We start from the raw sequence: 24176 nt of genomic DNA on the forward strand, positions 1-24176 counted from the left end.
ACATTTGAATCATTTTTCCTTTTAAAGCTTAATTGACCGGCAAACCACGCACTCACAAATGCTCTTTAAAGCTCCTAACAAGGCTCACCATTTTCCAAAACCGACTCCAAGAGATTCCCCCCATATTGATCGTTTCGCATGCAAATTACGTAGGAAATCCACTTTCTTTGCCGAATGAAAACATGTTTTGTCATCTGTAAAGGAATTGCCTCATACTTATCGAATTCAACAACCAAAAGGGGGAATCTCGATGAATACAAGTGCAGTTGCCCGGTTACTGAATGTTTCCCATAGTACGATTCAACGCTGGGTTACCCAATTGAACATGGAAGTAGAACGGAATCAGCTTGGCCACTACCAGTTTTCAGATGATGACATTGCATTATTGAGAAAAGTCCAAGATCAGCTGAACGAGGGCATCATTCTCCAAAAGGTCAGCATATCAGAGAAAAAAATTAGAAAAGCAACCGTCCAGAAATACCCCGAAACGAATAAAGAACATGAACAATTGATAGAACGGGTCGTCAGGCTTGAAAATGGACTGAAAACAAAAGCGGACGATGTTGTATCCTATCAACTTTTACAGCACAGAAGTGAAATGGAAGAAATGCACAAACTCGTTAAGAAGCTCGAAGCCCGTATTGAAGCGTTAGAAACACCAATGGACCAGCACTTTGATTATTTCCTCGCGGCTGAAGAAGCTGCTGCCACGAAAAAGCCGAAAAAAAGACCATTCATAAAAATGATTTTTGGAAATTACAGAAAGAACGATACTTCATCATGGAGCACAGCCGACAGCGATTAGCATCGGTTATCATCCAAGATCGTTAATGATTGCTCCACCATAGCCATTTTCCCTATGCTCAGGTACTTCATCGACATTCGTTCAGAAATAGAACCTGATCTGATAATTACCCAAAAATAAAAAGGCCCTGCCCCAAGGTTAGTCTTCCACCTGGGTCGGGCCTTTTCATCATCTTAAATCAACACTGCACGGTCATTTAGCATTTTTTCACCTTTGATGCGCTGGAATTCGTTAAGCAGTTTTTCAACGGTTAGCTTCTGCTTTTCAGCGCCTCTAGCTTCAAAAATGATCTGTCCCTTATCCATCATGATCAAGGAATTTCCAAGATCGATCGCCTGTTGCATATTATGAGTCACCATCAACGTCGTTAACTGGTTCTTTTCGACGATTTCCTTCGTCAGATTTGTAACAAGCTCTGCCCTGGAAGGATCAAGTGCTGCTGTATGTTCATCAAGAAGCAGGATTTTAGGATCGGTGAAGGTCGCCATCAGCAATGATAGAGCCTGGCGCTCCCCTCCCGATAATAACCCCACTTTTGCTGTCATCCTGTTTTCCAAGCCTAAATGAAGGGTACCCAAACATTCTTTAAATAGTTCTTTCCGTTTTTTTGTCACCCCGAAGCCTAAACCTCTTCTATTGGTTCGGCCATAAGCAATCGCCATATTTTCTTCAATCGTCATATGTGGTGCCGTTCCCAGCATGGGATCCTGAAAAACGCGGCCAATCATTCTGGCACGTGCATGTTCTTCAATTGCCGATACGTTTTCCCCATCAATGATGACTTCACCGGCATCAGGGAGAATCTTACCGGAAATCATATTCATCAACGTCGATTTACCTGCTCCATTACTTCCGATGACAGTTACAAATTCGCCTTTTGTCATATGCAGTTCCAGATTTCCAAGGGCAAGCTTTTCATCCGGTGTTCCTTCGTTGAAGACTTTATAAATCTGATTTAACCGAAGCATATCCTTCCCCCCCTTTTGGTAAAGTCCCGCCATGACGCATCTGTATTTCTTTAAGCCGTCTTTTCTTCCGTTTTTTTTCCTTTTGTTTATCGGAAATTTTCGGAATGACAAGTGCCCCGACCACAATAAGTGCCGTAATTAATTTAACATCACCTGTATCAAGGAATTCTACGCGAAGTGCCAAAGTTACGACGATTCGATAAATAATCGCCCCTCCAATAACCGCAAGCGTCGCACGCGCAATCGTTTTTGCCCCAAATAAAGCCTCACCGATTATGACGGATGCCAATCCGATGACGATGATTCCTATCCCCATGCCAATATCACTAAAACCGTTATATTGGGCAACCAAGGACCCCGAGAATGCCACAAGTCCATTTCCGATTGCAAGTCCAAGGATTTTCATGTTGCCGGTATGGGCTGAAAAACTCTTGACCATGGCTTCATTATCACCAGTCGCCCGTAAAGCCAGACCGATTTCCGTTTTTAAAAAAGCTGACATTCCAGCTTGAATGACAACGGCCACAATCAGCATAACGATTAATATGGCCCACGTTTTTGGCAGGCTATCACCGAGACCCACGATCGATAAAAGACCATTCAACAAATTGTCCAGCCCGGTGCCGACCCAGGCATCCTGGATATTCGTGATAATGGTCGTTTGAGAAAGCAACGGAATGTTGGATGCACCCATGATCCTTAAATTGATGGAGTAGAGCGCAATCATCATTAAGATACCTGCCAGGAGTGGATTGATTTTTCCTTTCGTATGCAGGAAACCCGTTATTGTCCCAGCGATGAACCCGGCCACCATAGCACTCAATGTGGCTACGATCGGCGAGAAACCGTTAACGATCATAATGGCGGCAACAGAGGCCCCTGTCACAAAACTACCTTCCACTGTCATATCCGGGAAGTCGAGAATCCTGAATGTTAAATAGACACCTAGTGCCATGATCGCATAAATCATTCCCGACTCAAAAGAGTTGAATAAGGCTGAGAACATTTTTTTCTTCCTTCCCCGAACAAAAGCAGAGTTTATTTTACAAACTCAGCATCTGCTTTCCATTCTTCTTTTATTTCAACACCCATATCTTTTGCTGCCTTTTCATTAATGACCAATTTAAGTTTTTGTGGATATTGAACCGAGATATCTCCAGGCTTTTTACCATCCTTCAAGATTTCAACCGCTTTTTGCCCCGCTTCATAACCAATATCATAGTAACTGAAGCCGTAGGCTGCAAAACCACCCGCTTTAACGGAATCAAGTTCGCCAACAAACAAAGGGATATCTTGATCATCTGCCACGGAAATGACCGATTCCAGAGCCGAGACAACTGTATTATCAGTAATGATATAGAAAGCATCCGCTTTTCCGATTAATGATTCCGCTGCCTGTTTAACCTCGGCTGAAGTCGAGACAGATGCTTCCACGACTTTCAATCCTGCTTTTTTCGCTTCCGCTTTCACATTTTTTATTTGGACGACGGAATTTTGCTCCCCTGTATTATAAACGGTACCAATTGTCTTGGCGCCAAGTTCTTCCGCTAGGAATTTCATTGACTTTGCAATGGCTTCAGGATGGGAATCCGTCGTGCCCGTCACATTTCCGCCTGGCTTATCCAAAGAAGTAACTAGCTCCGCCGCTACGGGATCGGTAACCGATGTAAAAACGATTGGAATATCCTTGGTCGCATTTAATGAGCTTAGGGCACTAGGAGTGGAATTCGCAAAAATCAGATCAACTTTATCCCCAACGAAGTTATTGGCAATCGTCTGACTGTTGTTTTGGTCACCCTGTGCAACTTGAAGATCATACTTGGCATTGATGTCGCTGTCCTTCAATGCCGCCTGGAATCCTTCATATGCCTGATCCAGGGAATCATGCTGAACGATTTGTGATACCCCAATCTTGAAGGTATCCTTTCCGCCTTCATCCTTGGCCGTATCTTTTTCCTTGTCATTTCCACACCCAGCCAGTAATAAACCTGCGACCAATGTCATGGCTGCAGTTGAATATAATTTCTTTTTCATATGTTTCCCCCCGCTTTTTTCTTATTTAATAACGACGCCAGCTTTTTAGCTTTTATGTCCTAAATTATAATCGTTTAGTCCCAATTATTCCAATCTATTTTTTAACTTTTTAGAATTTTTCGAGTTTTAATTGTAAAACATCAAAAAAGCTGCTGTGAAAGGGGATAACTTTCACAGCAGCTAAATGGAATATCAGTGTTCGACTACTTGGTTAACAATTTCGGTAACTGTAGCACGATCAATTTTTTCTTTGCCTTCTTTCAAGGCCTTCAATGTGGCTTTTGCCAATTCCAAGGGTATTTTACAGAATTGGATGATCTCTTTCGTTTCAATCTCCCCAATGTAGGCATCGGCTAATGTAAGATTATATTCCGTATGGGCAAGCATCTCATCGAAACCCCAGCCATCCGGATAAAAGTTCACACCACGTTCTGCATCTTCCTCACGGTTACGCAGGATATTGACCGTTTGGAGTCCACGGCCAAATGCGATGGCAAGTTCACGGTCCGTTTCCGTTCCATCATACCAGTTCCACATATCAGACAGCATGACTCCAACCAAACCCGCAACATAATAAGTGTAATCATCGAGCTCTTCCTCATTATGGATTTGCCAATCTTTCTTAACCCACTTGGCCATGCCTTCGGCCATTTCCTTTGTCGACTCCAGGACTTTGGCTTTTGCACCGGGAGGACAATATTGAATCCAGTCCGAAAGAAGCAGGGTCACGTCGGGCAGTTCATCCTTATATGGTTCAAATAACGATTGAAGTTCTTCTTCCCTATAATCCGCCCCAAGCAGCTCACTGAGATCCTGTAACAGGGAAACCTTAATATCAGCAGGAAGACCTGGGTGATCCTCGATCTCATCGATGGCGCGCATGCAAAGGTATGCTGCTCCAATGGCCTCCTGTAATCCCTTTGGAAGATAGCTTATTGGTATGAAAAAAGTCCGGCTTGTTTTTAAGAGAAAATCCATTGCTTTAGTATGTAGGTTACTTTGGTCCGTCATATTTACACTCCTTTAAATATCCAATGAACAATTGATTAATTATATCAAACATCAGCATCGATTTCAGCTACCCTATTCCTCTGAATATAAAGGAACTTTAATGGTCATTAAATCTTCTGCCATGATCGTGTTTGCAAAGATCGCTTCGCTTTCCGCTTTTAACCTCTCCGAATCCTCTGGAGTATACCGTGAGCTGATATGGGTAAGGATTAGATGCTTAGCTCCCGCTTTCAAAGCCGTTTCTGCAGCCTGAACCGTGGTCGAATGATAATAGGCGGATGCCATTTCAGATTCTTCCGCTGAAAATGTAGCTTCATGAACAAGGTAATCCGCCGATTCAGCAAGAATGAGAGCATTGCTGCATACTCGTGTATCACCAAGAATCGTGATGACCCGGCCTTTTTGCGGAGCACTGAGATAATCCTTCCCATTTAGGACACGGCCATCATCGAGACTGACCGTTTGTCCATCTTTCAATGCTTTAAAAAGCGGACCCGGCTTTACACCTTCTTTTAGCAGCCGGTCGACCAGTAAGCTTCCCGGTCGATCCTTTTCCACAATCCGGTAACCGATACTGTAAATGCCATGATCAAGCGACATCGCCGTCACAATGAATTGTTCGTCCTCAAATACTACGCCTTCCTCTATTTCAATGATCTCCAATGGATATTTCAAATGAGTGCCACTCACCTGTAAGCTCGTCTTAATAAATGCATCTATGCCATGTGGACCATATACGGTCAATTTTTCCAGTCCGCCCTGAAAAGATCGGCTGCTTAAAAACCCAGGGAGTCCAAAGATGTGATCACCATGCAAATGGGTGATGAAAATTTTTTCGATCTTTCGCGGTTTGACTGCCGTTTTTAAAATTTGATGCTGCGTCGCTTCACCACAATCAAATAACCAAACCTTCCCCCGCTCTTCCAATAATTGAAGAGCGATTGACGTCACATTACGCGCTTTAGCCGGAACGCCAGCGCCTGTACCCAATAAAACAAAATCCACGATACTACCTCCGTTGCAAATACTTTATGACTTAACTATAGCATAACCAAGGTGCTCTTTCATTTATGGTCCATTAAAACCGAAACCAAATTAATCTTTTAATGAAATATGAGAAAAAATGCGCAAATTGATTGCTTTGAGGGAAAGCTAAACGTAAAATTAGAAATTGGTACACATTCGGGAATTCCAACTTTATAGACAGATTTAAGGGAAAGTTGAGGTTTTAACATGACAGAAAACAATAAACCCACAGCATTGATCATGATTTTTGGTGCTACCGGAGATTTAGCGAAAAGGAAATTGTTTCCTTCCATATATCGACTATTTCAAAAAGAGAAAATCAATAAATTCGCTGTCGTTGGAGTAGCAAGGAGACCATTGACGAACGAGGAGTTTCAAACAAGTGTCAAGGACTCCATACTTACGTTCGGACATGCGGAAGAAAAGGTAGACGAATTCATTTCCCATTTCCATTATCACTCCCATGACGTAACTAGCTCGGAATCATACCTGCAGTTAAAAGACATTGCCGAAAAATTAGACGGACAATATCAATTAGAAGGAAACCGGATCTTTTATTTAGCGATGGCACCCGAGTTTTTCGGAACGATTGCCGAACAGATTAAAGCTCAAGGCCTGACTAACTCGAATGGATACAAGCGCCTGGTCATAGAAAAGCCATTTGGACACAGTTTCGAAACCGCACAAAAATTGAATGAGCAGATTCGGACTGCCTTCGCTGAAGATGAAATCTACCGTATCGATCATTATTTAGGAAAAGAAATGGTTCAAAATATTGAGGTCATACGTTTTTCAAATGCTCTTTTCGAACCGCTTTGGAATAACAGATATATATCTAACATCCAGGTTACTTCAAGCGAAACACTTGGCGTTGAAGAACGTGGGCGTTATTATGAAACTAGCGGTGCCCTAAGGGATATGGTCCAAAACCATCTGCTGCAAATGGTTGCCTTGCTTGCCATGGAGCCCCCAATCGCTTTGACAACCGAAGAGATCCGAAGCGAAAAAGTGCGGGCTTTGCGTTCACTTCGCCCAATGAAAGTGGAAGAAGTCGATCAATACTTCGTCCGCGGCCAATATGGTGAAGGAACGGTAGACGGTCAAACACTTCCGGCATACCGCAATGAACATAACGTAAATCCCGAATCCAACACAGAGACCTATGTTGCGGGCAAATTGATGATAGATAACTTCCGTTGGGCCGGTGTACCTTTTTATATCCGTACCGGTAAGAGAATGGATGTCAAATCAACGAATATCGTTGTTCAATTCAAAGATATCCCAATGAATTTGTATTATAAAACGGAAGAAACGTTGAACCCGAATCTTCTCGTAATCCATATCCAGCCAGACGAAGGCATCACACTATACTTAAATGTCAAGAAATCCGGGACGACATCCAATACAAAGCCAGTGAAGCTGACCGTATCCAACAAAGGGATCGAACACATCAATTCTCCCGAGGCGTATGAAAAGCTATTGTTTGATAGTATGCGCGGCGATGCTACAAACTTTACGCACTGGGACGAGGTTGCCCTCTCATGGAAGTTCGTCGATACCATTTCCAATGCATGGGAGAATACTAAAGAAGAGTCTTTCCCTAACTATGAAGCAGGATCCACAGGTCCACTTGCATCCGATGAACTCCTGGAAAAGGATGGGCATATTTGGTGGCAAATCAAGAAAAACAAAAATAATGATGATTGATTAAATAAAGAAGGGATGCAGATTTGAATCTGTATCCCTTCTTCATTCATGAAACACTCTTCCTGACCAATTTCTTCCTGATAATACGAAGCATTTCCTTGGGCTTGGACATCGCTTCATCCATTTCTGAATTAAGCCAAAATGAAACACCAAATTCTAAGGCAATGAAAAATAAAAAAATGGCTACAGCCAACCAGATGATGAACATCTGTCATCCGCTCCTTCTCTCTCTTATCTGCCTACTGTATCCTACGGTTCGTCCATGGCTCTTCATGTTTATATTTCTTTTTCCTCAGGTGTTTAAACCTAAAAGGCCTGGATGAATGACATCCATCATACTACCATTTCCATAAAAAAGGTAAATCAATTAGCACTATTTACAATTAGTTCATTTTTACCATTTTCACCCTTTTATTCTCTTTATAAAAAAAGAATGCTGAGGTCTTGCTGAGGTTACACTAGAGAAGGTGATATTAAGGCACCACTAACTTCGATGTGGAGGGATTAAACGATGGACATTCGTGAAGGATTAATTCCAACAGCCTTGGGCACAGCCGTGACAGCTGCGGGCTATGCAATGAAGCAGAACAGGCGCTCAAACAAAATGGTAGCTAATACGGTCTTTGGTTTCGGTTTGGCACATGTTGTATTAGGGGTCATTGACCTTGTAGAGCATCGGAGATAGTAAAAGAGAGGGCGCATTGGGGCGCCCTCTCTTTTTCTGTACATAAAAGTTCCTTCAATCGATGAATACAAAAAAAGCCGGCTTGCAAGGAAATTTCCTTATAAGCCGGCTTGAACTTTTTATTTTTCCATCCATTCGGTATGGAACGTTCCCTCTTTATCAATGCGTTGATAAGTATGAGCTCCAAAATAGTCACGTTGAGCTTGAATTAGGTTAGCTGGCAGCGTTTCTGTACGATAGCTGTCGAAATAAGCAAGAGCTGATGACAAGCAAGGAACCGGAATTCCGTTCATCACTGCCGTTGACACTACTTCACGTAAAGCTCCTTGATAGCTTTCAACGATTCCTTGGAAATAAGAATCTAGAAGAAGGTTGTTCAAGTTCGCTTCACGATCGTACGCTTCCTTGATTTTTTGTAGGAATTGTGCACGGATGATACAGCCGCCACGGAAAATCATCGCGATTTCCCCATATTGCAAGTTCCAGTCATTTTCTTCTGATGCTGCTTTCATTTGTGCAAATCCTTGTGCATATGAACAGATCTTGCTCATGTAAAGTGCTTTACGGATATTTTCAATCAAAGCCTTTTTGTCACCAGTAAATGATTCGGCTTTTGGACCGCGAAGGATTTTACTCGCTGCAACACGCTCGTCCTTGATTGCAGAAATAAACCGGGCAAATACGGATTCTGTAATGATCGGAAGCGGAACACCAAGATCAAGCGCACTTTGACTTGTCCATTTCCCTGTACCTTTTTGGCCAGCTTTATCTAAAATGACATCGACCATCGGCTTGCCAGTTTCTTCATCATATTTTTTGAAAATATCAGCAGTAATTTCTATTAAATAGCTATCAAGTTCCCCTTCATTCCATTCAGTAAAGACTTCATGGAATTCTTCAGCGGATAGTCCCAGAAGATTTTTCAAAAGGAAATAAGATTCGGAAATCAACTGCATGTCCCCGTATTCAATACCATTATGTACCATTTTCACATAATGACCTGCTCCATTAGGTCCGATATATGTACAGCAAGCATCACCATCGACCTTAGCTGAAATATCCTTCAAGATCGGTGCAACCAGTTCATATGCTTCTTTTTGACCTCCAGGCATGATGGATGGACCTGTCAGAGCTCCTTCTTCCCCTCCTGACACGCCTGTACCGATGAAATGGATGCCAAGCTGGCTTAATTCCTCATTACGGCGCTGAGTGTCTTTGAAGAAGGTATTCCCTCCATCAATAACGATATCACCTTTATCAAGTAACGGTTTTAACTGCTCGATTGTTGCATCTGTTGCAGCACCAGCTTTAACCATCAATAAAATTTTACGTGGCGTTTCCAAAGAATCGACGAATTCTTCAAGCGTATAAGTGGCTGTTACGTTTTTGCCTTCCGCTTCCTTCATCATTTCGTCCGTTTTTGACCCTGAGCGATTAAACACGGAAATTGAATATCCTCTGCTTTCAATATTAAATGCAAGGTTTTTGCCCATTACAGCTAGTCCGATAACGCCAATCTGTTGTTTTGTCATGATCATCTTTCCCTTCTCTATATCTTTACACAGCTTATACGCTATTCTTTGTCAAAAGAATCATCATGCCTTCTGGATTGCTCAAAGAAATCTTTGCTGAAGCTAGTGTCTGTTCCAATCGAACGGTTCTTCAAGGGTAATCCCTTTTTAATAATATTTTCTCCGTACTTATTTTGCAAGTGTTCCATCGCTTCATACAGAGGTTCTTTTTCTGCATCCTCTTTAAAGGAGAAAATATCCAGTTGCTTGAAGGCCGACTCTTTCTCGATGACATCATAGGCAGTGACACCAAGAAGCCTGATTCCTTCCCCATTCCAATTTTTCATAAATAGTTCGGTAGCTACATCCAAAATATCCTTTTTTTCAAAAACTGGATTAGGAACCGTTCTGCTTCTCGTTATAGTGCGTCGGTCTTTATAACGGATCGTCACACCAATTTTTTGACCAAGCAGGCGTTTATTTTTTAAACGGACGGCTACCTTACCGGAAAGCTTTTCCAATACACCGATCAGTTCTTTTTGATTGGTGGTGTCATGTGGAAGAGTTGTCGAGTTCCCAATGCTTTTATGATCAAAAATCGCTTCGGGATCGACAACCCTGGGATCGTTTCCATTAGCCCTATCTTTCAAACGGATGCCATTGATCCCAAGAAGCTGTTTCAGTTGATGATCATTGGCGTGTGCAAGGTCCCCGATCGTCATTATGCCAATAGTATGAAGCTTTTCCGAGGTCTTATCCCCGATGCCATGCATTTCGCCGACTTGTAAAGGCCAGAGCTTTTCCGGAATATCCCTTTTCCTAAATACGGTGATTCCCATAGGCTTCTTCATATCTGAGGCAGTTTTGGCCAAAAATTTATTAGGGGCAATCCCGATGCTGCAAGGGAGATCCATCGTATTATAAATTCTTTCCTGAATGCTCTTGGCTATATCTAAAGGTGAACCCAATTCGGCGCATTCACTAATATCCAGATATCCCTCATCTATCGAAACCGGTTCAACCATCTCTGTATATTGCCTTAATACATCGAAAATAGCCAGTGATGCCTTTCGATAACGCTCGAAATTCGGTTTCTGGATGACTAATTGAGGACATAGTTTTTTCGCCTGCCAAATCGGCATGGTCGTTTTAACCCCGAACTTCCTTGCTTCATAACTGCAAGTGACGATTATGCCTCTTCTCTCTTCAACATTGCCTGCTATGGCAAGCGGTTTGCCTTTCAATGAAACATCATATGACATTTCCACTGAAGCATAGAAACTATTCATGTCTACATGGAGAATGACCCTGCCATTTTTGGGATACATGTCCTTCATGTTTGACCGTCACATCCTTGTAAAAATAAAAAACACCGGATAATAGGGTCAATAAAAAAAACCATTCCTTTTAAGATACCCCTATTTATCTTTGGTAATCACTGTAAAAGTGCTTCCACTCCAAGAAAAACAGCCATCATGTCATTGATGACTGTACATATATTCCTGCAATACCTGAACTCCTTCAAAAGATGATACGAGTTTTTGCGGATCAATGATCGTAATCAAACGGCTACCCACATTGGCAACACCCTGCATATATTCAGTTTTTAGATTGCCTAATTAGCCTATCCGTTCAAAGGGTATATCCTTTAAATCAAGTATTTCACGGTCTGCCTGGACAATGGAGGGGATTCCACCTTTAATGTAATCCACCTCTGTTCATCTACCGATAGCTGATTTACCTGGATATAATACCTCATTCATATCATCAGTGGTTACAATTCATTCCTGACTTTGTCATGCCAGCAACAAATCCTGGAAAGTGGGAATCAAAGTAATGCATCATTTTTCTCGTCGGTAACCTGCTTCGATATATCCAGGAAATTCTTCCCCACTCCTGTCATTTTCCGGGTTGATTATTCCCCGGATACTTCTTTGATGATACTGACAACCATCTCAGCAAGCTTCGTTAATTCCTCAACTGGAATTCTTTCATTCGTAGTATGGATATCTTCATAGCCCACTGCGAGATTGACAGTAGGAATCCCAAAGCCTGCAATGACATTTGCATCGCTTCCGCCGCCGCTTTTAACCAACTCGCATGGACGGCCGATTTTCTCTGCTGCCTTTCTCGCGATTTCGACTACATGGTCACCAGCCCCATATTTAAAACCAGGATACATGACGTTAACTTCAACTTCGGCACGCCCGCCCATTTCAATAGCGGCAGTCTCGAATGCCTCTTTCATTCTCGCTACCTGTTTTTCCATTTTTTCAGGAATCAAGGATCTTGCTTCTGCAAGGATTTCAACATGGTCACAAACAATATTGGTTTGCTGTCCACCCTGGAAACGTCCGATGTTGGCTGTTGTTTCCTCATCGATTCGGCCTAATGGCATTCTAGAGATTGCTTTTGCAGCGATCGTAATAGCCGAAACTCCTTTTTCTGGAGCGACACCAGCGTGAGCGGTCTTGCCTAAAATTGTCGCAGACACTTTCGCCTGAGTAGGTGCAGCAACGACGATATTACCCACTTTTCCATCACTATCAAGTGCAAAACCGAATTTAGCCGTTACAAGGGAGCGATCCAATGCCTTTGCTCCAACCAAGCCAGATTCTTCACCGACTGTTATGATGAACTCGATTGTTCCATGCTCGATATTCTGTTCTTTCAACACTTTAAGCGTTTCTAACATGACCGCTAATCCAGCTTTGTCATCAGCCCCTAAAATGGTCGTTCCGTCTGACACTATGTATCCATCTTTGATGGAAGGCTTGATTCCGTTCCCAGGAACAACCGTGTCCATATGGGAGGTGAAATAAATGGTATCTACGCCTTCTTTCATTCCTGTTAAAGTACATACTAAATTGCCTGCACCATGACCGGTAACTGCTGTTGTATCATCTTCAAAAACCTCTACACCCAGTGCCCCGAATTTTTCTTTCAGCACTTTGGCGATGGCTGCTTCATTTTTCGTTTCGGAATCAATTTGCACCAATTCCATGAATTCACTAACTAAACGTTCTTCATTAATCATAAAATAAAACCTCCAAAAAAGTTTTCCTCTTTAATTATACTTCTAAAAGCAGCGCCCCGGCAAATAATGTGAAAATGAAGAACCCCGCTTAATGGTCATTTCCCTCCCAAAAGGTCGTTTTAAACTGGTGAATGATGACTTATAAATGATTTCCTTTAATCATGATTTCTTCCCAATATGGAAAAGAGCCCAAAATAGATTTATTTTGGGCTCCTTGCAGTTGGATTACAACGGGATATTGCCGTGTTTTTTCCATGGACGTTTTTCTTTTTTGTTGCGAAGCATTTCAAGTGATTGAATGATCTTAATCCTTGTTTCACGGGGATCAATTACATCATCTACCATTCCAAGGCTCGCAGCAACATATGGATTGGCGAATTTCTCACGGTACTCTTCTATTTTAGCTGCACGGGTCGCATCTGGATCCTCACTATTTTGAATTTCACGGGCAAAAATGATATTTGCCGCTCCAGCAGAACCCATTACCGCGATTTCGGCATTTGGCCATGCAAACGTTAAATCAGCACCGATGGATTTACTATTAAGGGCCACATAAGCTCCTCCGTATGCTTTACGCAGAATGATCGTCAATTTTGGGACTGTTGCTTCTGAATAAGCGTATAGCAGCTTTGCACCGTGACGGATAATCCCGCCATGCTCTTGTTTAACGCCCGGAAAGAACCCTGAAACATCTTCAAACGTAATTAACGGAATGTTAAACGAGTCACAAAAACGAATAAAACGGGCAGCCTTATCAGATGAATCAATATCCAGTCCTCCTGCCAATACTTTTGGCTGGTTGCAGACAAGCCCCACTGATTTCCCTTTGATTCGCGCTAAACCAATCACTATGTTCTTCGCAAAGCCCTCTTGCACTTCCATAAAGGAATCTTCATCGACAATTTGCTCCAATACTTTCCGAACATCATATGGACGGATCCCTTCATAAGGGACTACATCCGTTAAGTCCGGACGGTAGTCATCGCCTACGTCCGCTTCCAAAACCGGCGGCTTCTCTTCATTGTTTTGTGGAAGATAGCTCAGGAGACGTCTAACGTCGGCCAATACTTGTTCTTCTGTTGCTCCCTTGAAATGCGCATTACCGCTTATGGTATTATGAACAGTCGCTCCACCCAACCCTTCAGATGAAATCTTCTCACCCGTTACCGTTTCAATGACTTTGGGTCCTGTTATGAACATTTGGCTCGTTTTTTCAACCATGAAGACAAAGTCGGTTATGGCTGGGGAATATACGGCTCCGCCAGCACAAGGTCCCATAATAACCGAAATCTGTGGAATGACCCCTGAATAAATGGAATTCCGGTAAAATATTTGGCCATATCCGTCAAGCGAAACTACGCCTTCTTGAATACGCGCCCCACCAGAATCGTTCAAACCTATGAAAGGGGCTCCATTTTCCGCTGCTAAATCCATAACATTGGCAATTTTCAGAGCATGCATTTCACCGAGTGCACCGCCAAATACAGTAAAGTCCTGCGAAAACAGGTAAATGTCGCGGCCGTTCACCTTTCCGTAACCGGTGACAACCCCTTCTCCCGGTCCTTCTTCCTTTTCCATGCCAAAATTGGTATTACGGTGTTTGATAAAAGGATTAAGTTCAATGAAAGTTCCCGGATCAACTAAAAGTTCGATTCTTTCCCTTGCAGTAAGTTTGCCCTTATCATGCTGCTTGTCGATCCTTTCTTCTCCGCCGCCCATTTCCACTTTTCGGCGTCTATCATATAAATCATTGATCGTTTCATATATGTCTGTCATTCCTGCTCCTCCTTTGATTCGGCTCGTTCACAAAGCTCATATAATACACCCGCGGTAGACTTGGGATGAACGAAAGCAACATCTGCATGGTGCGCTCCCTTTCTTGATGAATCATCAATCATGCGCAATCCCGATTCTTTAATTTCTTTAATTCGATCTTCGATACGATCGACGCCAAGCGCCACATGATGAATACCTTCACCGCGTTTTTCAATGAATTTGGCGATTGGACTTGAAGGTGACAACGCTTCCAACAACTCCAAACGGGTATTGCCTGCCAAAATAAAGGCCACTTTTACGCCTTGGTTCTCCACTATCTCAATTCCTTCAAGTTTCAATTTCAGCGTTTCCGTGTAAAGTGGCAAAGTTTCATCAAGTGACTTGACGGCAATCCCGATATGATCGATATTTTTTATCATCATTCAAACCCCCATGCTATGTATTATTGGATGACTCCATTTAAACACTACTAATCTTGCATTAAAGTCTTTTAAGATTCGGAATAATATGAACATTATACTTTTACTTGTTTCTACTAAATGTTCAAGTTAAAATGAAATCAATTAAACTGTTTTGAGGGAGAGAGCATATGGGAAACAAAAAAATAAGAAAGATCGTCGTGTATTTAATGCTTATCTCAATGTTATTAACGAGCTTATTATCAGGTATCGCATTTCTTTTGTAAAAGACATCGTAATGGGGAGGGGAGCAAAAAGCTTCCCTCTCCTTATTTTATCGCTCCGTTTTTCTTTGCCAAAGTTTTGAAATCCTCGTTTGATATGGTAATCAACACCTTAGTGCCGATAGGGACTTTTTCGTACAAACGCTCTACATCGGATTTATGCATCCGTACACAGCCATTTGAGATGTATTTACCAATTGATGATGGCTGATTCGTACCATGAATGCCGTAAATCCTCCCATCGGTATTTCGTGCATCGAATCCAATCCACCGCGACCCCAGAGGGTTTCTGGGATCGCCGCCGGGAATATTCTTTTTACGGTAATAGGGGTTGACCGCTTTTACTTTAACCGTGAAAATCCCTTCAGGTGTCAGTTCCTGACTCTTTCCCGTACCGACCGGCAGTATCTCCTTGACCTCGTTTTCATCAATGAACGCCAATTTATTGTTGGCTTTATTGATGATGATAAAAGGATCGCCAGGCTTAACCGATTGAGGTTGGGCATGTACCTGCAGCGGCCACAAAGATAGCATAAGCAACAAAGAAAGGATCCATTTCATTCGTATCAATTCCTTTACCTTTTTGCTTAGTTTAAGCCAAGTGCCTCTTTTTCATTCGGTTGCTGGTCGGCTTGGGTAACCCCTTGAAGGAATGCTTCAATAATAAATAGCGTTCCATTTCCTTCATGAGCTGCAGTAATGCGGCCCTGGATTCGAACTCTTCCCGTGTCTGCGGCAGTGCCATTCCCCTAAAATGAATCTCCATTTCTTCAAGCTTCTTCAGATAAAGAATGGCCGTATTTTGTGGATGGACGTTTTCTGCCAGATCTTCTATAAAATCAGCCACTATCCCGCTTTGCTTGACGACCAATGGAATATTCGTGACTAGGGGAAGAATTCGTTCAATGATTTCAAATTGCTTTTCACGCATTTTGAAATAATGGTAATACAGGTCTTCTTCCCTTAAAAAATGATTTTCCACGTCCCTGAAGGCAAGGCTTTTGGCTTGATTAAGAAGATTGGCTGTTTCAGTAATTTCCTTACCATCCCATGTGTGATCATTATCCCTTAAATAGCGGACAATCCCCATCAAGATCGCACTAAAGTTAGTTTCGATACGTTCCTGATAGGCAAGCAGTTTCTTATCGACACTGGGCATGTACAGATTCATGACAAGCGCCACTCCAACACCAACGGCAATTAATATCGTTTCATTAATCAGCAGTGAAAAAGTGATGTCGCCCGACCCATATAGGTGCATGATGATGACGCTACTCGTCACAATCCCCTCATTAATCTTCAAGGCAACTGTCGTTGGAATGAAAATCAAGAGAATCAATCCTATTATCAGTGGATGGAACGCGATGAACTGAAACATTAGGGATGAATAGGCCATTGCGATCAAACAAGCTAAAAACCGGTGCCAGGAGGCATACACCGACTTCTTTTTCGTGACTTGAATGCATAAGATCGTAATGATTCCCGCAGCAGAAAAATACTCCAGGTTAAGCATTTGTGCAATAATGATTGCCAGGGTAACCCCCAAAGCAGTTTTAATCGTTCTGTATCCGATTTTAAACATTGTTATGTATCACCTGGCTCTTTCGCTATCTATTATAATACTATCAGGAATTCATATATTTTCACAGTCCTTTGCGAATGAAATTTCCAATTATTCAAAAGACACACTCAAAAATACATTATAGGAATAAAATAAAAAAAGGTAACCTAAACGTTACCTTTTTTTCATAATTATATACTATTTGCTTTAGCTTATAAAACTTTTTCCAAGAAGTCTTTTGCACGCTGGCTTTTCGGATTGGAAAAGAATTCTTCCGGAGCACTTTCCTCAACGAGCAGACCTCCGTCCAGGAATAGGACACGATCGGCCACTTCTTTGGCAAATCCCATTTCATGCGTTACGATCAGCATGGTCATCCCTGTATGTGCCAGTGACTTCATAACCTCGAGCACTTCTTTTACCATCTCGGGATCAAGAGCAGAAGTCGGCTCATCAAAAAGCATTACTTCCGGGTTCATTGCCAATGCCCGTGCAATGGCGACCCTTTGTTTTTGCCCGCCTGACAGACGATTCGGATAAGCTGATTCTTTGTCGGCCAAACCGACTTTAGTCAATAGCTCACGAGCTTGTTTCACTGCCTCAGCCTTTGATAATTTTTTCACCTTCATAGGTGCATATGTCAAATTCTCCAGTACGGTTTTATGAGGAAATAAATGAAAATGTTGAAATACCATCCCGACATTTTCACGCACTTTCATGATATTGGTCTTTTTTTCAGTGATGATTTGATCTTTAAATCTAATTTGACCATCAGTTGGAGTCTCGAGCATATTGATACAGCGCAAGAAAGTTGATTTTCCCGAACCGGATGGGCCGATGATCGCCAACACTTCACCCTGCCCTATCTCGGTGCTGATTCCTTTTAATACCTCAAGCTTACCATAATTTTTTTTAAGTTCATCAATTTTAATCACTGCGCCTCATTCTCCTTTCAATCACTTTGCCTAAGATGGTAAGAACCATGACCATCACATAATAAATGAGTCCGGCAAATAAAATCGGCTCGAAGAATTTATATGTCTCACCGCCGACAATATAAGAACGACGCATGATATCCCCTAATCCAATGATTGTGACAACCGCTGATTCCTTCGTTAAGGAAATCAATTCGTTCACAAGGGAGGGCAGGATATTCTTGATGGCCTGCGGAAGGATAATATTGAGCATCATCCCTGAATAGGGAACCCCAAGTGCAAGTGCTGCCTCGCGTTGCCCTTTATCGACCGCTAAAATCCCCCCCCTGATAATCTCGGAAATGTATGCCGCAGAATTTAACCCGAATGCTAAAAATGCTGCTTGGAATGCTTCGATTTGAATCCCTAATATTTGTGGTGAACCAAAATAAATAAGCATTAATTGAAGCACTAAAGGGGTACCGCGGAAAATGGATGTATAGAAGTCAGCAATCCAATTCAAGGGCTTGATTCTACTGATTTTTAGTATAGATAATAATATTCCCAAAACAAAACCGATTACAGCCGCAACCGCTACAACTTTTAATGTAGTCGGTATTCCCTCCAAGATATATGGAAGGGAGGGCATAATCCTATCAAATTCAAGATTCACTCCATTCATCCTCTCTTATGAAGGCCGTTATCCCAGGCCTTCCTCCTGCTTCATTTTAATAACAATAAAGCGCGGAAAAACGTTCAGAAGGCATATTGCATCTCTTCTGAACGTTTTTCATCTCTCTGCATTATTCAGTTTCACTGCCACCGAACCATTTTAGTATTAATTTTTCCATTTCGCCATTCTCTAACATTTTTTTCAATTCGGTATTGAATTCGTCAGTTAACTTGCTTCCTTTTTGGAAAGCTATTGCCGAACCGGCATCTTGTTCACCAGACTCGATCACATGGCCCACCAAATCCTTGTTATCTTTCAAATAGCCTTTTGCCACAGTATCTTCCATGATCACGGCGTCAAAACGTCCAGTAGACATTTCCTGAACAACTTCGGGAATACGATTCCGTTTTTCAACTTTCATCCCGATATCTTTGGATTTATTCAAGTCGTTTGCCAATGTCTCCTGAATGGATGCAAGCTGTACGCCTACCGTTTTCCCTTTTAAATCTTCAACAGTTTTGATCTTACTGTCCTCTGTCGTGATGATCATGTTCTTAGCTGTATAGTAAATATCACTGAAATCAACGGATTGCTCACGTTTTTCTGTCGGAGTCATTCCAGAGATAACGAAATCGACCGATTTATTTTCCAGAGCCGGCACAAGACTATTAAAGTCAATGTCTTTAACTTCGACCTCATAACCTAATTTTTTACCGATTGCTTTAGCGATATCAATGTCGAATCCTTTTATTTCATCACTTTTAGATGTTTCAACAAATTCAAATGGCGGATAATCCGCAGATGTTCCCATTACCAGGACCTTTTTGTCTTCGTTGCCAGCTGTGTTCTTATCTTTTTTCTCTGATGTTCCGCATGCCGCTAAAATACCTACTAATAAAACAGAAGTAAGCAACAATGCTAACTGCTTTTTCAACTTCATTATTATTCCTCCAAAATGATATTTTCAATTCTCTAGTTATTAAGTTTGGTTTTAGTTAATATATCAATTAACTAATATTCATACACTATTGTGTATTTTAACACACTCTAATAATTATTCAATAACGTAAATAATAGATTTATTTTTCAGAATATTTACACAAGTTTCTTTCTGAGTTTCGCACTTTCCTCCATGGGGAATATATCGGGCATCCTTATCTATCTTTTTTCCTAAATGTTCCTTAATTATGCAAATTCATGAATAATAAAAAAACCCGCCGATTGGGCGGGTTTCAGACTATAGACAACTAGAAGAAAAGCTAGTTTGTCTACGGAATTTTTCTAAAAAAAATATTCCAGTTGTTTTCAGAAATCCGCTCCCTTTCCGCCGACTGTCTGCCAAGCCGCATCAAAGCAAGCGTCTGTAGGCCCTTGGCTAGCCAGATATGCGGCAGGAGTGTCGCAAATTCTCAATTTAGGATTTCATTTCATATAAAAAAGTAAAAATTCATGAAGGTTTTTATAATCACGGTTCGGGATGAGAGCATTCCGAACCTCCTTATAGTAGACAAATTCGAAGAGACGCTAGTTTGTCTGCAGTTTTTTTCTAAAAAGATTCCAGTTGTTTTCAGAAATCCGCTTCCCGTCTGCCGACTGTCTGCCAAGCCGCATCAAAGCAAGCATCTGTAGGCCCTTGGCTAGCCAGTTATTCGGCAGGAGTGTCGCAAATTTCTTCTATTTAGTGAGGATTTCATTCCATATAAAAAAGTAAAAATTAATGAAGGATAACCAAGTCTTCTTTTTATAATCATGGTTCGGGATGAGAGTATTTCGAACCCCATTTTTCAACAAACTAAAACCCGCCGATTGGGCGGGTTTTTCAGTTATGACTATGGCTTACACTTCTTCGCAATATTGGTCGAAGTAGTCTTGCAATTTTTCAACTACGGACATCGGGTGGTGACCTTCAATTTCATGGCGTTCTACCATAGTGACGATTTTTCCATCTTTCAACAATGCAAATGATGGGGATGACGGCGGATACCCTTCGAAATAATCACGTGCTCTCTCCGTTGCCTCTTTATCTTGTCCAGCAAAAACAGTAACAAGCTGATTTGGGCGTTTATCATTATGAATCGCATGAGCCGCTGCAGGTCTAGCTATACCCCCGGCGCAGCCACAAACGGAGTTGACCATAACAAGCGTCGTTCCTTTTTGTGCAAATACTTCTTCTACTTCCTCGGGAGTGGTCAATTCTGTATATCCAGCAGTCTTAATCTCATCGCGAGCCTGTTTGACTACGTCGTTCATTAAAAAATTAAAATCCATATTCATGGTATGTGCTCCTTCCAAGTTTTCTCTTCAATCCTATCATAACAATTGCCTCTTCGTGATTCAATAAATTTACCTGCTAAACAGCATAAAGCGTTCCGAATATGTTTAAAACGAAAGTGAAGCGGGAATCATATGTGTAACAACAAGAAGACTTCTTAGAAAAGGATGGGGCATGCCCCATCCTTTTCTAGTTTAATTCGGCTTAAACGTATCAGTAAAAGATTGAAACGCCTGCTTAACAGCAGCAGTGACCGTTTTATTCCCTGACATCACTTGATTCTCGAGTATAGGGAGAAGACCTTTGACGGTTTCATTTTTATAGAACATCGTTTTAAGCTGGTGATCCATTAATGAATAAAGCCATTCCTTAGATTGCATTCTTCTCCGTTCCTGGAAAACACCCGATTCCTTGGTCATATCGGAAAATTCATTCAATACATCCCAAAGCTCAGGAATTCCTTTACCGGTTATGGCAGAACAAGTATATGCCTTTCCTGCCCATCCCTTTGTTGCTGGCTGAAGGAAGTGCAAGATTCTGCTATATTCGGACTTTGTCCTAATCGCCAGCGGAATGTTCTCTCCATCCGCTTTATTGACCACAATTCCGTCCACAAGTTCCATGATCCCTTTTTTCATCCCCTGTAATTCATCCCCGGCACCTGTTAGTACAAGGAGCATGAAGAAGTCGACCATGCTTCGTACTATAGCTTCACTCTGACCCACACCAACTGTTTCTATCAGTATGACATCAAATCCTGCCGCTTCACAAAGCAACATCGTTTCCCTCGTTTTACGGTGAACTCCTCCTAAGGTGCCTTCGGATGGTGAGGGCCGTATGAAGGCATGGGGGTTTCTTGCCAGCTCCTCCATCCTCGTCTTATCGCCTAGTATACTTCCCCCATTTATCGAAGAGCTTGGATCAACGGCTAGGACAGCAACCTTATGACCCCTTTCACATAAGTAGGTTCCGAAAGTCTCGATAAACGTACTTTTTCCAGCACCAGGCACTCCGGAAATTCCGATTCGAATCGAGTTCCCGGTATGAGGAAGGATGGCATGCAATAATTCCTGTGCAGGATCGAAGTGGTGGGATGCATTGCTTTCAATCAGTGTAATCCCTTTAGCAAGCCTGGCCCTGTCCCCTTTTATGATTCCCTCCTTAAGTTCATGGATCGGTACGTTTACATTTTGTCTTTTGACGAATTTGCTTTTTGAAGCTTTGTTATGGCTGGCTGCTAATTCTACACCTGGCTTTAATGATGAAGCAAAACCTTCCTGATTGTTATCATCGACCCATTCCGGCTTCTTGTCTTCACTCATTATTGGGCCACTTCCTCATATCCAAGGCGATTGTATATTTCCTGAAGCACTTTTTTCGCTGCCTGGGGAATGACAGTACCAGGTCCGAAAATGGCTGAAGCGCCATTTTCCATTAAGTACTCATAATCCTGTGCAGGTATGACGCCACCGACGATCACGATAATGTCTTCACGGCCCAATTTCTTCAGTTCCGACATAAGCTGCGGCAATAATGTTTTATGGCCGGCAGCAAGCGAACTCATTCCGACTACATGCACATCATTTTCCACGGCCTGTAAGGCAGTTTCTTCCGGTGTTTGGAATAATGGACCGATATCGACATCATAGCCTAAATCCGCAAAACCCGTTCCGACTACTTTAGCTCCGCGATCATGACCATCCTGACCCATTTTAGCCATTAACAAACGCGGCCTTCTTCCTTCATTTTCAAGGAACTCTTCCGTCATGCGGACGACTTCCTCAATTTCCGCTTCTTTTGAGTATGCTGAGCTGTATACGCCGCTGATTGAACGGATGGTTGCTTTGTGACGTCCAGCCACCTCTTCGATTGCATCGGAGATTTCACCTAGTGAAGCACGTACTCTTGTAGCTTGAACAGCCAATTCCAGCAGGTTGCCTTCACCCGTTCTAGCAGCCAAGGATAGCGCCTGAAGGGCTTCATCCACCTTTGCCTGATCACGTTTCGCTTTTAATTCGCCCAAACGCTTAAGCTGACTCTCGCGAACTGCAGTATTATCAATCTCCAGTATTTCAATCGGATCTTCTTTTTTCAAACGATATTTATTGACGCCGACGATCGTTTCATCTTGAGAATCGATTTTAGCTTGACGCTTTGCAGCCGCTTCCTCGATTCTCATTTTTGGAACGCCGGTTTCAATTGCCTTTGCCATTCCTCCAAGTCCTTCGATTTCTTCTATGTGAGCCCAAGCGCGTTCGATTAATTCATTTGTGAGCGATTCTACATAGTAGGAACCCGCCCATGGATCGATTACCTTTGTGATCCCGGTTTCCTCCTGCAGATAAAGCTGTGTGTTGCGTGCAATTCGGGCCGAGAAATCAGTTGGGAGTGCAATGGCCTCATCCAATGCGTTCGTATGCAGGGACTGTGTATGTCCAAGTGCGGCCGAATGCGCTTCAATCAGGGTCCTTGCGACATTATTAAACGGATCCTGCTCGGAGAGGCTCCAACCCGAGGTTTGGGAATGAGTCCTCAATGCCATCGCTTTATTATTTTTCGGTTCGAATTGCTTCATCAGTTTTGACCAGATGAAACGAGCCGCCCTCATTTTCGCCACTTCCATGAAATAGTTCATACCTACAGCCCAGAAGAATGACAGTCGTGGTGCAAATTTATCGATATCAATACCTGCTTTCATTCCGGTACGTGCATACTCAAGCCCATCAGCCAACGTATAGGCAAGTTCGATATCCGCCGGCGCACCCGCTTCTTGCAGATGATAACCGGAAATGGAAATGGAATTGAATTTGGGCATATATCTCGATGTATACTCGAATATATCGGCTATGATTTTCATGGACATTTCAGGTGGGTAGATATACGTATTCCGAACCATATACTCCTTTAAAATGTCATTTTGAATCGTGCCTGAAAGTTTATCCTGTGTAACGCCTTGTTCTTCAGCTGTCACGATATAAAATGCCAGGATGGGTAATACCGCCCCGTTCATGGTCATTGACACGGACATCTGATCTAGCGGAATACCGTCGAACAGGATCTTCATATCTAGAATGGAATCAATGGCAACTCCCGCTTTCCCCACATCACCGACAACTCGCGGATGATCAGAGTCATAACCACGGTGTGTGGCTAAATCAAAGGCAACTGAGAGCCCTTTTTGCCCCATTGCGAGATTACGTCTGTAAAACGCATTCGATTCCTCAGCAGTAGAAAAACCTGCATACTGACGTACTGTCCAAGGACGGTTGACATACATCGAAGGATAGGGCCCCCTTGTAAACGGAGCGATGCCTGGTACACTCTCCATATGCTCCAAATTGCGATTATCTTCTTTAACATAAAGCGGTTTGACTTTTATTTGTTCATTGGTTTCAAACAGAAGATCATCGATATTTTCCCCAACGGCTTTTTCGGCTTCTTTTTTCCATGCTTCTACCGTCCCTTTAATCTCAGCCTTGGCAGGATTTATAGCAGAAAAATTCGGTTTTTTCAT

The 24176-nt window shown here is 42.3% G+C and carries 23 protein-coding genes; 4 read left to right on the forward strand and 19 right to left on the reverse strand.

The features are described from left to right. The first annotated feature begins 250 nt into the window (after nucleotides 1-250). A complete protein-coding gene (locus ACDZ29_RS00505) occupies nucleotides 251-805 on the forward strand; it encodes a MerR family transcriptional regulator (protein ID WP_375089469.1) in 555 nt (184 codons plus the stop codon). A gap of 173 nt (nucleotides 806-978) precedes the next feature. Here the strand turns inward: ACDZ29_RS00505 and ACDZ29_RS00510 are convergent, their stop codons facing one another. From ACDZ29_RS00510 to rnz, 5 genes are all read right to left on the reverse strand, one after another. Further along, on the reverse strand, nucleotides 979-1773 hold the full coding sequence (locus tag ACDZ29_RS00510) for an ABC transporter ATP-binding protein (RefSeq protein WP_289315747.1): 795 nt from the start codon (nucleotides 1771-1773) through the stop codon (nucleotides 979-981). Continuing rightward, a complete protein-coding gene (locus tag ACDZ29_RS00515; RefSeq protein ID WP_375089470.1) occupies nucleotides 1748-2779 on the reverse strand; it encodes an ABC transporter permease in 1032 nt (343 codons plus the stop codon). Before ACDZ29_RS00515 ends, ACDZ29_RS00510 begins: the two co-directional genes overlap by 26 nt. Nucleotides 2780-2811: 32 nt before the next feature. Next, complete coding sequence (locus ACDZ29_RS00520) at nucleotides 2812-3807, reverse strand: ABC transporter substrate-binding protein (protein ID WP_289325673.1); 996 nt, start codon at nucleotides 3805-3807, stop codon at nucleotides 2812-2814. A gap of 192 nt (nucleotides 3808-3999) precedes the next feature. Then, on the reverse strand, nucleotides 4000-4818 hold the full coding sequence (locus ACDZ29_RS00525) for a squalene/phytoene synthase family protein (protein ID WP_375089472.1): 819 nt from the start codon (nucleotides 4816-4818) through the stop codon (nucleotides 4000-4002). A gap of 72 nt (nucleotides 4819-4890) precedes the next feature. Continuing rightward, nucleotides 4891-5823, reverse strand: coding sequence for a ribonuclease Z (gene rnz / locus ACDZ29_RS00530; protein WP_370015742.1), 933 nt, complete (start codon nucleotides 5821-5823; stop codon nucleotides 4891-4893). 228 nt (nucleotides 5824-6051) lie between these two features. Here rnz and zwf point away from each other — a divergent pair, with 228 nt between their 5' ends. Further along, nucleotides 6052-7551: a glucose-6-phosphate dehydrogenase gene (zwf, locus tag ACDZ29_RS00535; protein ID WP_289325676.1), complete on the forward strand. Its 1500-nt coding sequence runs from the start codon at nucleotides 6052-6054 to the stop codon at nucleotides 7549-7551. A 46-nt stretch (nucleotides 7552-7597) separates the two neighbouring features. On the opposite strand, the gene ACDZ29_RS00540 is transcribed toward zwf, so the two are convergent. Continuing rightward, complete coding sequence (locus ACDZ29_RS00540; RefSeq protein WP_289325677.1) at nucleotides 7598-7759, reverse strand: hypothetical protein; 162 nt, start codon at nucleotides 7757-7759, stop codon at nucleotides 7598-7600. A 303-nt stretch (nucleotides 7760-8062) separates the two neighbouring features. Here ACDZ29_RS00540 and ACDZ29_RS00545 point away from each other — a divergent pair, with 303 nt between their 5' ends. Then, nucleotides 8063-8236, forward strand: coding sequence for an asparagine synthase (locus tag ACDZ29_RS00545; protein WP_289325678.1), 174 nt, complete (start codon nucleotides 8063-8065; stop codon nucleotides 8234-8236). Nucleotides 8237-8355: 119 nt separating this feature from the next. Here the strand turns inward: ACDZ29_RS00545 and gndA are convergent, their stop codons facing one another. The 5 genes from gndA to mce all read right to left on the reverse strand — a co-directional run bounded on the left by gndA (nucleotide 8356) and on the right by mce (nucleotide 14982). After that, a complete protein-coding gene (gene gndA / locus ACDZ29_RS00550) occupies nucleotides 8356-9768 on the reverse strand; it encodes an NADP-dependent phosphogluconate dehydrogenase (RefSeq protein ID WP_375089473.1) in 1413 nt (470 codons plus the stop codon). Nucleotides 9769-9809: 41 nt separating this feature from the next. Beyond that, complete coding sequence (locus ACDZ29_RS00555) at nucleotides 9810-11084, reverse strand: DNA polymerase IV (protein WP_375089475.1); 1275 nt, start codon at nucleotides 11082-11084, stop codon at nucleotides 9810-9812. Nucleotides 11085-11662: 578 nt separating this feature from the next. After that, nucleotides 11663-12784: a tripeptidase T gene (locus tag ACDZ29_RS00560; RefSeq protein WP_375089476.1), complete on the reverse strand. Its 1122-nt coding sequence runs from the start codon at nucleotides 12782-12784 to the stop codon at nucleotides 11663-11665. A 225-nt stretch (nucleotides 12785-13009) separates the two neighbouring features. After that, nucleotides 13010-14560 carry an acyl-CoA carboxylase subunit beta gene (locus ACDZ29_RS00565; protein WP_289325680.1) on the reverse strand — a complete coding sequence of 517 codons (1551 nt, stop codon included), beginning with the start codon at nucleotides 14558-14560 and terminating at the stop codon, nucleotides 13010-13012. Next, complete coding sequence (gene mce, locus ACDZ29_RS00570) at nucleotides 14557-14982, reverse strand: methylmalonyl-CoA epimerase (protein WP_289325681.1); 426 nt, start codon at nucleotides 14980-14982, stop codon at nucleotides 14557-14559. Before mce ends, ACDZ29_RS00565 begins: the two co-directional genes overlap by 4 nt. A gap of 206 nt (nucleotides 14983-15188) precedes the next feature. Between mce and ACDZ29_RS00575 the strand changes: the two genes are divergently transcribed. After that, nucleotides 15189-15245, forward strand: coding sequence for a hypothetical protein (locus tag ACDZ29_RS00575; RefSeq protein WP_230161157.1), 57 nt, complete (start codon nucleotides 15189-15191; stop codon nucleotides 15243-15245). A 42-nt stretch (nucleotides 15246-15287) separates the two neighbouring features. Here ACDZ29_RS00575 and ACDZ29_RS00580 read toward each other — a convergent pair whose 3' ends face one another. From ACDZ29_RS00580 to scpA, 8 genes are all read right to left on the reverse strand, one after another. Continuing rightward, entirely contained in the window at nucleotides 15288-15803 is a 516-nt protein-coding gene (locus ACDZ29_RS00580) for a L,D-transpeptidase (protein ID WP_370015747.1), read from the reverse strand. A 31-nt stretch (nucleotides 15804-15834) separates the two neighbouring features. After that, nucleotides 15835-16824, reverse strand: a complete 990-nt coding sequence (locus ACDZ29_RS00585) for an aromatic acid exporter family protein (RefSeq protein ID WP_370015748.1) — start codon at nucleotides 16822-16824, stop codon at nucleotides 15835-15837. 191 nt (nucleotides 16825-17015) lie between these two features. After that, nucleotides 17016-17738: an amino acid ABC transporter ATP-binding protein gene (locus tag ACDZ29_RS00590; protein WP_289325684.1), complete on the reverse strand. Its 723-nt coding sequence runs from the start codon at nucleotides 17736-17738 to the stop codon at nucleotides 17016-17018. Further along, on the reverse strand, nucleotides 17731-18390 hold the full coding sequence (locus ACDZ29_RS00595) for an amino acid ABC transporter permease (protein ID WP_289325685.1): 660 nt from the start codon (nucleotides 18388-18390) through the stop codon (nucleotides 17731-17733). The genes ACDZ29_RS00590 and ACDZ29_RS00595 overlap by 8 nt, the downstream gene beginning before the upstream one ends. 130 nt (nucleotides 18391-18520) lie before the next feature. Next, nucleotides 18521-19330 (reverse strand): transporter substrate-binding domain-containing protein, encoded by an 810-nt coding sequence (locus ACDZ29_RS00600; protein ID WP_375089478.1) that lies wholly within the window; start codon nucleotides 19328-19330, stop codon nucleotides 18521-18523. Between the two features lie 896 nt (nucleotides 19331-20226). Further along, nucleotides 20227-20664, reverse strand: a complete 438-nt coding sequence (locus tag ACDZ29_RS00605) for a BrxA/BrxB family bacilliredoxin (RefSeq protein WP_289327348.1) — start codon at nucleotides 20662-20664, stop codon at nucleotides 20227-20229. Nucleotides 20665-20856: 192 nt separating this feature from the next. After that, nucleotides 20857-21984 (reverse strand): methylmalonyl Co-A mutase-associated GTPase MeaB, encoded by a 1128-nt coding sequence (gene meaB, locus ACDZ29_RS00610; protein ID WP_289315726.1) that lies wholly within the window; start codon nucleotides 21982-21984, stop codon nucleotides 20857-20859. Further along, a complete protein-coding gene (gene scpA / locus ACDZ29_RS00615; protein WP_375089480.1) occupies nucleotides 21984-24176 on the reverse strand; it encodes a methylmalonyl-CoA mutase in 2193 nt (730 codons plus the stop codon). Before scpA ends, meaB begins: the two co-directional genes overlap by 1 nt.

The sequence above is a fragment of the Peribacillus sp. RS7 genome, from assembly GCF_041956845.1.
Classification (GTDB): domain Bacteria; phylum Bacillota; class Bacilli; order Bacillales; family DSM-1321; genus Peribacillus.

Coding starts and splice junctions, on each gene's coding strand:
- ACDZ29_RS00505 (WP_375089469.1), top strand. CDS start 251: ATGAATACAAGTGCAGTTGCCCGGTTACTGAATGTTTCCCATAGTACG.
- ACDZ29_RS00510 (WP_289315747.1), bottom strand. CDS start 1,773: ATGCTTCGGTTAAATCAGATTTATAAAGTCTTCAACGAAGGAACACCG.
- ACDZ29_RS00515 (WP_375089470.1), bottom strand. CDS start 2,779: ATGTTCTCAGCCTTATTCAACTCTTTTGAGTCGGGAATGATTTATGCG.
- ACDZ29_RS00520 (WP_289325673.1), bottom strand. CDS start 3,807: ATGAAAAAGAAATTATATTCAACTGCAGCCATGACATTGGTCGCAGGT.
- ACDZ29_RS00525 (WP_375089472.1), bottom strand. CDS start 4,818: ATGACGGACCAAAGTAACCTACATACTAAAGCAATGGATTTTCTCTTA.
- zwf (WP_289325676.1), top strand. CDS start 6,052: ATGACAGAAAACAATAAACCCACAGCATTGATCATGATTTTTGGTGCT.
- ACDZ29_RS00540 (WP_289325677.1), bottom strand. CDS start 7,759: ATGTTCATCATCTGGTTGGCTGTAGCCATTTTTTTATTTTTCATTGCC.
- ACDZ29_RS00545 (WP_289325678.1), top strand. CDS start 8,063: ATGGACATTCGTGAAGGATTAATTCCAACAGCCTTGGGCACAGCCGTG.
- gndA (WP_375089473.1), bottom strand. CDS start 9,768: ATGACAAAACAACAGATTGGCGTTATCGGACTAGCTGTAATGGGCAAA.
- ACDZ29_RS00555 (WP_375089475.1), bottom strand. CDS start 11,084: ATGAAGGACATGTATCCCAAAAATGGCAGGGTCATTCTCCATGTAGAC.
- ACDZ29_RS00560 (WP_375089476.1), bottom strand. CDS start 12,784: ATGATTAATGAAGAACGTTTAGTTAGTGAATTCATGGAATTGGTGCAA.
- ACDZ29_RS00565 (WP_289325680.1), bottom strand. CDS start 14,560: ATGACAGACATATATGAAACGATCAATGATTTATATGATAGACGCCGA.
- mce (WP_289325681.1), bottom strand. CDS start 14,982: ATGATGATAAAAAATATCGATCATATCGGGATTGCCGTCAAGTCACTT.
- ACDZ29_RS00580 (WP_370015747.1), bottom strand. CDS start 15,803: ATGAAATGGATCCTTTCTTTGTTGCTTATGCTATCTTTGTGGCCGCTG.
- ACDZ29_RS00585 (WP_370015748.1), bottom strand. CDS start 16,824: ATGTTTAAAATCGGATACAGAACGATTAAAACTGCTTTGGGGGTTACC.
- ACDZ29_RS00600 (WP_375089478.1), bottom strand. CDS start 19,330: ATGAAGTTGAAAAAGCAGTTAGCATTGTTGCTTACTTCTGTTTTATTA.
- ACDZ29_RS00605 (WP_289327348.1), bottom strand. CDS start 20,664: ATGAATATGGATTTTAATTTTTTAATGAACGACGTAGTCAAACAGGCT.
- meaB (WP_289315726.1), bottom strand. CDS start 21,984: ATGAGTGAAGACAAGAAGCCGGAATGGGTCGATGATAACAATCAGGAA.
- scpA (WP_375089480.1), bottom strand. CDS start 24,176: ATGAAAAAACCGAATTTTTCTGCTATAAATCCTGCCAAGGCTGAGATT.